At 61.4% G+C, this 10767-nt stretch carries 11 protein-coding genes; 8 read left to right on the forward strand and 3 right to left on the reverse strand.

All coding sequences use genetic code 11. The features are described 5' to 3' along the window. Positions 1–110 precede the first annotated feature (110 nt). The 5 genes from VA602_RS25925 to VA602_RS25945 all read left to right on the forward strand — a co-directional run bounded on the left by VA602_RS25925 (position 111) and on the right by VA602_RS25945 (position 5125). On the forward strand, positions 111–860 hold the full coding sequence (locus VA602_RS25925) for an SDR family NAD(P)-dependent oxidoreductase (protein WP_323454707.1): 750 nt from the start codon (positions 111–113) through the stop codon (positions 858–860). A 99-nt stretch (positions 861–959) separates the two neighbouring features. Continuing rightward, complete coding sequence (locus VA602_RS25930) at positions 960–2258, forward strand: MFS transporter (RefSeq protein ID WP_153773657.1); 1299 nt, start codon at positions 960–962, stop codon at positions 2256–2258. 17 nt (positions 2259–2275) lie between these two features. After that, positions 2276–3121, forward strand: a complete 846-nt coding sequence (locus VA602_RS25935) for a transketolase (RefSeq protein WP_063544917.1) — start codon at positions 2276–2278, stop codon at positions 3119–3121. After that, entirely contained in the window at positions 3121–4140 is a 1020-nt protein-coding gene (locus tag VA602_RS25940) for a transketolase family protein (protein ID WP_323454708.1), read from the forward strand. Before VA602_RS25935 ends, VA602_RS25940 begins: the two co-directional genes overlap by 1 nt. A gap of 370 nt (positions 4141–4510) precedes the next feature. Next, positions 4511–5125, forward strand: coding sequence for a class I SAM-dependent methyltransferase (locus VA602_RS25945; RefSeq protein ID WP_323454709.1), 615 nt, complete (start codon positions 4511–4513; stop codon positions 5123–5125). Between the two features lie 135 nt (positions 5126–5260). Here the strand turns inward: VA602_RS25945 and VA602_RS25950 are convergent, their stop codons facing one another. Continuing rightward, positions 5261–6172 (reverse strand): LysR family transcriptional regulator, encoded by a 912-nt coding sequence (locus VA602_RS25950; protein ID WP_323454710.1) that lies wholly within the window; start codon positions 6170–6172, stop codon positions 5261–5263. Between the two features lie 119 nt (positions 6173–6291). Here VA602_RS25950 and VA602_RS25955 point away from each other — a divergent pair, with 119 nt between their 5' ends. Then, entirely contained in the window at positions 6292–7146 is an 855-nt protein-coding gene (locus VA602_RS25955; protein WP_323454711.1) for an NmrA family NAD(P)-binding protein, read from the forward strand. 113 nt (positions 7147–7259) lie between these two features. Here the strand turns inward: VA602_RS25955 and paaX are convergent, their stop codons facing one another. Together paaX and paaY are read right to left on the reverse strand one after the other, a co-directional pair. Continuing rightward, a complete protein-coding gene (gene paaX, locus VA602_RS25960; RefSeq protein ID WP_197890890.1) occupies positions 7260–8183 on the reverse strand; it encodes a phenylacetic acid degradation operon negative regulatory protein PaaX in 924 nt (307 codons plus the stop codon). 77 nt (positions 8184–8260) lie between these two features. Next, positions 8261–8860: a phenylacetic acid degradation protein PaaY gene (gene paaY / locus VA602_RS25965; RefSeq protein WP_323454712.1), complete on the reverse strand. Its 600-nt coding sequence runs from the start codon at positions 8858–8860 to the stop codon at positions 8261–8263. A gap of 304 nt (positions 8861–9164) precedes the next feature. On the opposite strand from paaY, the gene paaF reads away from it, so the two are divergent. Continuing rightward, positions 9165–9938 carry a 2,3-dehydroadipyl-CoA hydratase PaaF gene (paaF, locus tag VA602_RS25970; RefSeq protein WP_323454713.1) on the forward strand — a complete coding sequence of 258 codons (774 nt, stop codon included), beginning with the start codon at positions 9165–9167 and terminating at the stop codon, positions 9936–9938. Between the two features lie 37 nt (positions 9939–9975). Beyond that, entirely contained in the window at positions 9976–10767 is a 792-nt protein-coding gene (gene paaG / locus VA602_RS25975) for a 2-(1,2-epoxy-1,2-dihydrophenyl)acetyl-CoA isomerase PaaG (protein WP_054893418.1), read from the forward strand.

A 10767-nucleotide genomic window follows, 5' to 3' on the forward strand; every position in this document is an offset into this window, starting at 1 on the left:
TTTTTTTCAGCATCGGATGATTTTCACGTTATTGCTCACGTAGCTCGCGGGCCACAAGCTGAACCCACGATTCCTGAATCGGCCCATAACAACAAACAGAGGGTTCACACATGCTTCTCCAAGGTAAAGTCGCAATCATCACCGGCGCAGCGTCCGCACGAGGCATTGGCCGTGCCACGGCCGCAACGTTCGCTCAGCAAGGTGCCCGCGTGGTAATCCTCGATCTTGACGAATCTGCCGCCCGCAATGCTGCCGCCTCACTGGGCGAAAGCCATCTGGGCCTGGCGGCGAACGTCGCTGACGAAGCCCAGGTTCAGCGCGCTGTTGCCACGGTTGTCGAACATTTCGGCCGCATCGACGTGTTGATCAATAACGCCGGCATTACCCAGCCGCTGAAGACCTTGGATATCCGTGGCGCTGATTATGACAAGGTGCTGGATGTCAGCCTGCGGGGCACGCTGCTGATGTCGCAGGCGGTGATCCCGCAAATGCGTGAGCAAGGCAGCGGCAGCATCGTATGCATGTCCTCTGTTTCTGCACAGCGCGGCGGGGGCATTTTTGGCGGCCCGCACTACAGTGCCGCGAAGGCCGGCGTGCTGGGCCTTGCCAAGGCGATGGCGCGTGAACTGGGGCCGGACAACGTGCGGGTCAACTCCATCGCACCGGGTTTGATCCACACGGACATCACCGGTGGGCTGATGCAGGATGAGCGCCGCCACGCGATCATCGAAGGCATCCCCCTGGGCCGCCTTGGCCAGGCCCAGGATGTCGCCAACGCTGCACTGTTCCTCGCCAGCGACCTCTCTACCTACCTGACCGGCATTACCCTGGATGTCAACGGCGGGATGCTGATTCACTGAGTACACGTGGGCGGGCCGGCCCCCGGCCCGCGCGGTTCTGGATCAATGACAGCCAAGTTTCAGGCCTGGCTGCCAATAACAACAAGAGATCAGACCAGCATGACTACCTTATCGCTCGAAGCGGTTTCGACCGTGCGTATCTCCGCCTACCGCAAGACCGCCTGGCGCCTGATGCCGTTCCTGATGCTCTGCTACCTCTGCGCCTATCTGGATCGCGTCAATGTCGGTTTCGCCAAGCTGCAGATGATGAACGATCTCGCCTTGAGCGAGACAGTCTACGGCCTGGGTGCGGGCATGTTCTTCATTGGCTATTTTCTCTGCGAGGTTCCCAGCAACATCATCCTTCACAAAGTGGGCGCACGGGTATGGATCGCGCGCATCATGATCACCTGGGGGATCATTTCCGCGCTGTTCGCATTCGTCGAAACAGCGTGGCAATTCTACGTCCTTCGATTCCTCCTAGGTATCGCCGAGGCAGGTCTTGCGCCAGGGCTGCTGCTGTACCTTACCTACTGGTTCCCTTCCTATCGCCGGGCACGGATGACGGTGTTGTGGTTCATCGCCATCCCACTGTCGGGCATGGTTGGCGGGCCTCTCTCCGGTTGGATCATGAACCAGTTTGCCGGCGTGCACGGTTGGGCCGGTTGGCAGTGGATGTTTGTGCTCGAAGCGGTGCCGACGGTGCTGGTTGGCCTGCTGGTATTGGCTTACCTCAAGGACGGCGTGCACCAGGCCACGTGGCTGAACGACGAAGAAAAGGCCCTGGTTACCCGCGAACTGGCCGAGGACAACCAACAGAAAGTCAGCCATGGTTCGGTGGGGGAATTCATCCGCGACCGTCGGTTGTGGTTGCTGGCTGGCATCTACTTCTGTGTGGTCATGGGCCAGTACGCCATTACCTTCTGGCTACCGACCTTGGTGCGCAATGCCGGTGTATCTGACCCGCTCCACATCGGCATGCTGTCCAGCCTGCCTTACCTGTGCGCCATTGCCGCGATGCTGCTGGTCGGTCGAAGCGGCGACAAGCACCGCGAGCGCCGCTGGCATCTGATCATACCGATGATTGTCGGCGCCATCGGGCTCAGCCTGGCCGCATTGATGGGCGGCAACGTGACACTGTCGATCCTCAGCTTGTGCCTCGCTGCGTCGGGAATCCTCTCGGCCACCTCGCTGTTCTGGATGCTGCCCACCACGCTTCTGGGCGGTGTGTCCGCTGCCGCAGGCATCGCCGCCGTCAACAGCTTTGCCAACCTGGCCGGCTTCTGCTCGCCCTACCTGATTGGGTGGATCACTACCCAGACCGGGTCCAGCGCCATCGGCATGTATCTGATTACAGCCGTCCTGCTTGCGGGGGCCTCGTTGGTCCTGCGCATCCCCGCTGCAGCGGTCAATCGTTGAGTTAACGGAGCTACGTAATGAATACGAACACTATGCTGAAGCCCGCCTTGAGCCTGGCCGAGCGCGCGCACAATATCCGTCGCCATGCGTTGCGCATGGGGCAGGTGCAAGGTCAAGGTTATGTGGGGCAGGCCCTGGGCGCTGCGGACCTGCTGGCAGTCTCTTACTTCCATGCACTGAGCTATCGGTCCGATGATCCTGACTGGGAACCGCGCGACCGCTTCTATCTGTCCATCGGTCATTATGCCATTGCGCTGTATGCCGCCTTGATCGAGGCCCGAATCGTCCCGCTCGATGAGTTGGAAACCTATGGTTCGGACGACAGCCGCCTGCCCATGTCCGGCATGGCCGCTTATACGCCGGGCATGGAAATCACCGGCGGTTCGTTGGGGCAGGGGTTGGGTATTGCGGTTGGTGCTTGCCTGGGCCTCAAACGCAAGCAATCGACTTCTTTCGTTTACAACCTCTTGTCAGATGGTGAGCTCAATGAAGGCTCCACTTGGGAGGCCGTCATGTCGGCCTCTCACTGGAAGCTCGACAACCTCATCGCCATCGTCGATGTGAACAACCAGCAGGCCGATGGTTATTCCAGCGAAATTCTTTCTTTTGAACCTATCGTCGATCGTTGGCAGGCGTTTGGGTGGTTCACCCAGCGAGTCGATGGCAATGACATCGAAGCCCTGGTCGCAGCGTTCGATGCGGCGCGCAATCACACAGGCGCGCAACCGCGCGTGATCATTTGCGATACGAAGATGGGCAAGGGGGTACCGTTCCTCGAAACGCGGGAAAAGACCCACTTCATACGCGTGGAAGAACATGAATGGGCGTTGGCGCTCAACAATCTCGAAGAAGGAAAACAGTGATGAGCAAGCCGAATAGTTCTACTTCGACTGCCGAGCCAACCAAGAAGCGCCTGACCACCTCGGCCATGATCGCCTCGATCGCCGCTGAGGGCCAAGCGACCCGCTCGGCGCCCTTTGGCCATGCCCTGGCTGCGCTGGCTGAGCAGCGCCCTGAAATTGTCGGGCTGTCCGCAGACTTGTCCAAATACACCGACCTGCATATTTTTGCCAAGGCGCACCCGGACCGCTTCTACCAGATGGGCATGGCCGAGCAACTGTTGATGAGCGCGGCTGCGGGCATGGCAAGGGAGGGGTTCGTACCCTTCGCCACCACCTACGCCGTGTTTGCCTCGCGGCGCGCCTACGATTTTATCTGTATGGCAATCGCCGAGGAGAATTTGAACGTGAAGATCGTCTGTGGGCTGCCCGGGCTCACTACCGGTTATGGCCCAAGCCACCAGGCGACTGACGATCTCGCCATCTTCCGAGCGATGCCAAACCTGATGATCGTCGATCCCTGCGACGCCGTGGAGATCGAACAGGCAGTGCCGGCAATCGCTGCTCACCAGGGGCCAGTCTACATGCGCCTGCTGCGCGGCAACGTACCGGTAGTGCTTGACGAGTACGGGTACAAATTCGAAATCGGCAAGGCCAAGACCCTGCGCACCGGCAGGGACGTGCTCATCATCTCCACCGGGCTGATGACGATGCGCTCGCTCGAAGCGGCCAACAAGCTCCAGGCCGATGGTGTCGACGCTGCTGTATTGCACGTGCCGACCATCAAGCCTCTGGATGAACACACCATCCTGGCCGAAGCGAAGCAGTCCGGGCGGCTGGTGGTCACCGCCGAAAACAGCAGCATTATCGGCGGTTTGGGCGAGGCGGTTGCCGGGTTGTTGTTGCGCAACGGTGTTACGCCGACGTTCCGCCAGATCGCGCTGCCCGATGCGTTTCTCGATGCCGGTGCCTTGCCGACATTGCATGATCGGTACGGCATATCGACCGACGCCGTATGTGCTCAGATCAAAGCCTGGCTTTGATATAGCTCGGCTAGGAGGGCATGGAGGCCCCAATGAGTTCCCAAAGTCTTTGCGGCGCCAGTCAACGAGCGACAGGCCATGAGCAAAGCTCCAATTGAGCATTTTCGCCAGACCCATAATGCAGCTGTGGTACTTATGAATGAAACCCAAGCTTTTGGAGTTCTGGGAAACGGGGGGTGTGGGGATTTGACCGGAGGTATGTGGGATTGGACACTGATCGAGGTCAACTCTCACAATACTAAATTTAACATAATATATATTATGCGTATTTCTGTATTTCCCATACGAACCACACCCAAGGTACATTCGACTCTCAGCAAGCCCCTCATGAGCCTTCACCCTTCAAAGCCGATCAAGGATGCTCCAGTTCATGTCTCACCATCCATCCGCAGATCAGATCATCAGCCTCTACGACCGCCACGCCGCTACGTGGAACGATCTGCGCGTCAACCATTTCATCGACCGCAAATGGATCGAACGCTTCCGTTCATTGCTACCGCCGTCTGCGACCGTTCTGGATCTGGGCTGCGGTTCCGGCCAACCCGTGGCACGTTATCTGATCGACGCCGGCGCGTCTGTCATCGGTGTGGATTCGTCTGAGCAGATGCTCGCACTATGCAGCGCGCAATTTCCAACGCAGGAATGGATTCACGCAGACATGCGCACATTGGCGCTCGATCGCCAGTTCGCGGCCATCCTGGCCTGGAACAGCTTTTTTCATCTCAAGCCCGACGATCAGCGCAAGATGTTCCCGGTATTTCAGCGTCATGCCGCACCTGGAGCGTTGCTGATGTTCACCAGTGGGCCTTCTCATGGCGAAGCCTTGGGCGTTTTCGAGGGTGAAACGCTGTACCATGCGAGCCTCGACCCTCAGGAATACACGGCACTGCTCGCCAGCCACGATTTTGAGTTGCTGGAGCACATCGCAGAGGACGCGGAATGCGGTGGCCAGACGGTTTGGCTTGGGCGTCGCCTGTCTGATTAATAGGCATCTAAATTATAGCTACGCTAAATAGTTATTTAGTTGAGTTATGCTTACCACGCATTATGTACGCCCCCAGATCTCTCGCCGACAGCACGCAAGCCGACAAGCTCACCCGCACTTAGCTACGCCCTGCCCTCACACCTGAGGTGCATTGAGCAACTCCAGGACGAAGTCGAGAAATGCGCGCACCTTGGCCGGCGGGTGATGCCGCGAAGGGTACAGTGCATACAGCGGAAAACGCTCGTCCGGCCAGTCGTCGAACAGCTCGACCAGGCGGCCCTCGGCCAGTAGCAGCTCGCTACCCAAAGCCATCACCTGCGCAACTCCGTAGCCGGCAAGGCAGGTGCTGTGCAGACTGCCCACATCGTTGACCAGCAATTGCCCGCGCGTGTCCACGGTCAAGCGCTCGGCACCGCGGTGAAACTCCCAGGCAAAAGGCTGACCACTCTGCGGATCGCGGAACTGGATGCAGCGATGTTCGCTGAGGGCCTGCGGCTGTGCCGGGCGGCCAAAACGCTTGAGGTAGGCCGGTGCAGCCACGGTGAGGATGCGAGTGTCCAGCAGCCTGCGCGCCACCAGGCTGGACGTACGGGGCTCGCCGAAACGCACGGCCAGATCGAAACCTTCGGCGACCATGTCGCCCAGGCGATCGCGAGTGATCAGTTCCAGGTTCAGTTGTGGGTGCACCTCGAGAAACCCGCCCAGGCGCGGCCCAAGTATCAGGCGAGCGAAAAACGGATCGACATTGACCCGCAGCCGCCCCCTGACCACCCCTGCCCCCTCGGTCACCGAGCTGGCCGCCTCGTCCAGCGCTGCCAGCAACGGCACCACCTGTTCGTACAGGCGGCGCCCCTCGTCGGTCAGAGTGACCGAGCGTGTGGTGCGGTCAAACAAGCGAATCCCCAGGCGTTTCTCCAGGCGCGCCAACGCCCGGCTGACACCTGGCTGGGACATGTCCATCACCTCGCCTGCAGCGGCAAAGCTGCCACTGTCGACGATGGCGACGAACACACTCATGCCACTGAGGCTGCGCTCATCGAAACTCATATTGATGCCAATCAGTCATTATTGAAATGAGCTTCATGTTATCGATTAATCAATCGACGCACCACAGACTGGCTCCCGAAGGCCGCGCTGTGCCGCCTCCCACTCAGGAGTTACATACCATGTACGTTATCACTGGCATCACCGGCCAAGTCGCCAGCGCCCTGGCGCGCAACCTGCTGGCCGCAGGCAAGGAGGTGCGCGCTGTGGTGCGCGATGCCGCCAAGGGCGAAACCTGGCAGGCCCAGGGGTGCAGCGTCGCGGTAGCCGACATGCAGGACCGTGTCGCCCTGACTCGTGCGTTCCAAGGCGCCACCGCTGTGTTCGTGCTGCTGCCGCCGAACTTCGACCCTCGCCCTGATTTCCCCGAAACCCGCGCGATACTCGCCAACCTGCACGCAGCACTACTGGCCAGCCAACCGGAACGCGTAGTGTGCCTCTCCACCGTTGGCGCGCAGGCCAGCCACCCTAACCTGCTATCGCAGCTGGGTGAAATGGAACATGTGCTGGGGCAGTTGCCCATGCCGATAACGTTTCTGCGCGCTGCCTGGTTCATGGAGAACAGCCTGTGGGACATTGCCCCTGCTCGGGAACATGGCGTCCTGTACAGCTTCCTGCAACCGCTGGACAAGCCGGTGCACATGGTCGCCACGGCCGATGTCGGGCGCGTTGCGGCGCAGCTGCTGCAGGAGCCTTGGGAGGGCGTGCGGGTGGTGGAGCTGACCGGCCCTCAAGCGATCTCCCCGCTGCAGCTCGCTGCCACGCTTGGCCAGGTGCTCGGGCTTGAAGTGAAGGCGCAAGCAGTCCCGCGCGATAGCTGGGAGGCACTATTCCTTGAGCAAGGGATGGAGAATCCGGTACCGCGCATGCAAATGCTCGATGGCTTCAATGCGGGCTGGATCGACTTTGAAGGGACGCCGCGCCAGGCGCGCACCGATCTGCAGACGGTATTGGCGGGGTTGGTCGAGCGGAGTTGAGCACGACTCTTTGGCTGGCGCGCCCTGCAGGGCGCTTCAGCTTTCAGGGGTGGCCATAGAAGTATGGTCGACCTCAGTCGCCATAACATACCGTGATACGTACCACGTATGCTTCAGCTCAAACCACCAAATCGACGGTAGAAACTCTCGCTGGCATCCGGCAGCGGTCCGTCCGCCGTCTCCAGCATGTCATTGAGCCAGGCTTCAGCCTTGGGCGACACCAGGCGATAGAGGTTGCGGCACAACTGGCGCGCTGCACGGCCCTCCCAGTCACCGGGCAGCAGTTCATCGGGCAACTGCGGATCGCGCAACAGCAAACGCCGGTATTCGTGGATCAGCAAGGTGCGCGCCAGGAAGCAATCCTGCGCCTCCAGCGTTTCCTGTTCGCGCAGTGCCTGCCACAGCGGACGGAACAGGCGAATGAACTCGCTGTAATGATGGCCCAGCTCGTCGATCCCCCAGCTCTCCCTGACCTGCGCGCGCATGGCCTTGGAGGCGAGAATTTCCTGGGCATGGGTCTCGAAGACGATACTGTCTTCCTCGGCCTCCAGCTCGCGAAGGGTGGCCGCCAGATCCGCACGATCAGCACGCGGGCAACCCATCACGTTAGGGGCGATGGCTCCGAAGCCTTGCCACTCCAGCTCTTCACGTACCGACTTGCGCTTGGCTACGTCCAACTGCGAGAGCAGCACCAGCGTCCAGGCGCCGTCCCAGGCTGGCAGGCTGGCACTGTAGACCCGTTTGAATGCCTTCTCGAAACGCCGTCGGCCGGTGCCGGTCAGGCTGTAGTAGCTACGGCGACCAACCTTTTCAGCGGTCAGCCAGCCTTCTTTTGTCAGGCGGAAGATCGACGTGCGAATCAGTCGCTCGTTAATGCCGAAGGGCTCCAGCAAACCGATCAGGCTACCCAGCCACACCGTGCCACCGTGGGGCTCGACGGCATCGCCATACAGCGTGATGATCAGCGAGCTGGCGCGGATTGGCGTCTGCTCCTGGAAGCGGGTGATCAGGTGATTCAGGGGTGCGAGGCTGCTCATGGGGGAACTGGGCGCGGAGAAAGCCCCGACTATACCTTTACCCCGCCCCGCCTGGCCATGGCGCGACACGGCAATGCTCATGCGCCATGCCCCGTCTTCGGCCGCAGGCCGGTATCGCCCATGCGCGGGCGCGCGGGCTCGGCCGCACTCAGCGGCGAACACTCCACCATCGACGCCATGCAGCGTCTGGCGAGCGCCTGGTACTCCTGAGTGCCACGTTGCTTCCAGGCGACTTCCTCATCGCTCAGCGTACGCTTGGCCTGGGCCGGCGAGCCCACCACCAGGCTCTGCGCCTCGCAGGTGAACCCCGCCTTGACGAAAGCCGTGGCCGCCACGATGCAGCGTGGCGCGATGTGCGCACCATCCATCACCACCGCATTCATGCCCACAAGCGCATCCGCCCCTACTCGGCACCCGTGCAGCACCGCGCCATGGCCAACATGACCATTGCGCTCGATGACCGTGTCGCCGCCCGGAAAGCCATGCATCACGCAGGTGTCCTGCAGATTGGCGCCCTCCTCCAGGACGATGCGCCCAAAGTCGCCCCGCAACGCCGCGAGAGGTCCGACATAACAGCCGGGGCCGACGATCACATCGCCGATCAGGACGGCACTGGGGTGGACGTAGGCGGTGGGATGGACCACTGGGGTCAAGCCGTCGAGGCGATAGCAGGGCATGGGAACGACTCAATGTGATTCATGAAGGTCAAGGATCATGTATCACTTCAAATAGATCAGTCAATTTTGTAATTGCTGTATCGCTTTCTTGAATCGTCCCTTTTATCGACTGATTGCTCGAAACCTATGCGCACAAAGGGTTTCAGTGACCCCGGCGATCAGCAGTAGACGTTTAGATACATCATACTAATTTTGATGTTGATATTTTGTATCGCTTTGCGCCTATACTTGCGCCATCACTGCAACCGACTCCAAGAACTGGCCGGCACTGACCGGCGCCAAACGTGCAGCCTGAGGTATCACCATGCCAAGCAACCTCGTTGTGCAGGCCCAGGCGGACGGTGTCCGCCTGATCACCCTGCACCGCCCGCAAGCCCTCAACGCCCTGAATACCGAGCTGCTGGCAGAGCTCGCCGACGAACTCGACGCTGCCGCCCATGACGAGCACACCCGTACGGTGATCATCACCGGCAATCGCAAGGCCTTTGCTGCAGGCGCGGACATCAACGAGATGGCCGAGCGCGACCTGGTCGGTATCCTCAACGATCCCCGTGTCGCCCACTGGCAGCGCATCGCCGCTTTTCCCAAGCCTCTGATCGCCGCCGTCAACGGTTTCGCCCTCGGCGGCGGCTGCGAGTTGGTGATGTGCGCCGATATTGTTATCGCCGGGTCCGACGCACGCTTCGGCCAGCCAGAGATCAACCTCGGCATCATTCCCGGCGCAGGCGGCACCCAGCGCCTGCTTCGCGCAGTTGGCAAGCCACTGGCGATGCAGCTGGTGCTCACCGGTGAAACCCTCGATGCCCGCCATGCCCTGCAAGCCGGGCTGATCAGCGAAATGACCCAGCCCGAATTGACCGTTGAACGCGCCCTGCAGGTGGCGCGCAGCATCGCGCAAAAGGCGCCCCTGGCCGTGCGCCTGGCCAAAGAGGCGCTACTCAAGGCCCAGGATACCGACCTCGCCAGCGGCCTGCGCTTCGAGCGACATGCCTTCACCCTGCTGGCCGGCACGGCCGACCGCGACGAGGGCATCCGCGCTTTCCAGGAAAAACGCCCGGCCAGCTTCATCGGCCGCTGACCCACCCGATTCCACCGACTGACGGAGCGCGCTTGCCATGAGCTTCCAGCACATCCTGTTTTCCATCGAGGACGGCATCGCCCTCCTCTCGCTCAACCGCCCCGAGCAACTCAACAGCTTCAACACCGCCATGCACCAGGAGGTGCGCGAGGCTCTCAAGCAGGTACGCCAGAGCGAACAGGCGCGGGTCCTGCTGCTGACCGGCGAAGGCCGCGGTTTCTGCGCCGGCCAGGACCTGTCCGACCGCAACGTCGCGCCCGGTGCCGAGCGGCCCGACCTGGGCCTGTCGATCGAGCAGTTCTACAACCCGCTGATCCGTAGCCTGCGCGACTTGCCGATGCCGGTGATCTGTGCGGTCAACGGCGTGGCTGCCGGTGCCGGGGCCAATATTCCCCTGGCTTGCGACCTGGTGCTGGCCGCCCGCTCGGCCAGCTTCATCCAGGCGTTCTGCCGCATCGGGCTGATTCCTGACTCTGGCGGCACCTGGCTGCTGCCACGCCTGGTCGGCATGGCCCGCGCGAAAGCCCTGGCCATGCTGGGCGAGCGCCTGAGCGCCGAACAGGCCGAGCAATGGGGGCTGATTCACCGCGTGGTCGACGACGCCGAGTTGCGCGACGAAGCACTGCGCCTGGCCCGACACCTGGCGGCTCAGCCCACCTATGGCCTGGCGCTGATCAAGCGCAGTCTCAACGCAAGCTTCGACAACAGTTTCGACCAGCAACTGACGCTCGAGCGCGACCTGCAACGCCTGGCCGGGCGCAGCGACGACTACCGCGAAGGCGTCAGCGCCTTCATGGAAAAGCGTACGCCCGTGTTCAAGGGGTGCTGA

Source organism: Pseudomonas machongensis, assembly GCF_034961125.1.
Taxonomy (GTDB): Bacteria; Pseudomonadota; Gammaproteobacteria; order Pseudomonadales; family Pseudomonadaceae; genus Aquipseudomonas; species Aquipseudomonas machongensis.

Coding starts and splice junctions, on each gene's coding strand:
- VA602_RS25940 (WP_323454708.1), top strand. CDS start 3,121: ATGAGCAAGCCGAATAGTTCTACTTCGACTGCCGAGCCAACCAAGAAG.
- VA602_RS25930 (WP_153773657.1), top strand. CDS start 960: ATGACTACCTTATCGCTCGAAGCGGTTTCGACCGTGCGTATCTCCGCC.
- VA602_RS25950 (WP_323454710.1), bottom strand. CDS start 6,172: ATGAGTTTCGATGAGCGCAGCCTCAGTGGCATGAGTGTGTTCGTCGCC.
- VA602_RS25955 (WP_323454711.1), top strand. CDS start 6,292: ATGTACGTTATCACTGGCATCACCGGCCAAGTCGCCAGCGCCCTGGCG.
- VA602_RS25945 (WP_323454709.1), top strand. CDS start 4,511: ATGTCTCACCATCCATCCGCAGATCAGATCATCAGCCTCTACGACCGC.
- VA602_RS25935 (WP_063544917.1), top strand. CDS start 2,276: ATGAATACGAACACTATGCTGAAGCCCGCCTTGAGCCTGGCCGAGCGC.
- paaY (WP_323454712.1), bottom strand. CDS start 8,860: ATGCCCTGCTATCGCCTCGACGGCTTGACCCCAGTGGTCCATCCCACC.
- paaG (WP_054893418.1), top strand. CDS start 9,976: ATGAGCTTCCAGCACATCCTGTTTTCCATCGAGGACGGCATCGCCCTC.
- paaX (WP_197890890.1), bottom strand. CDS start 8,183: ATGAGCAGCCTCGCACCCCTGAATCACCTGATCACCCGCTTCCAGGAG.
- VA602_RS25925 (WP_323454707.1), top strand. CDS start 111: ATGCTTCTCCAAGGTAAAGTCGCAATCATCACCGGCGCAGCGTCCGCA.
- paaF (WP_323454713.1), top strand. CDS start 9,165: ATGCCAAGCAACCTCGTTGTGCAGGCCCAGGCGGACGGTGTCCGCCTG.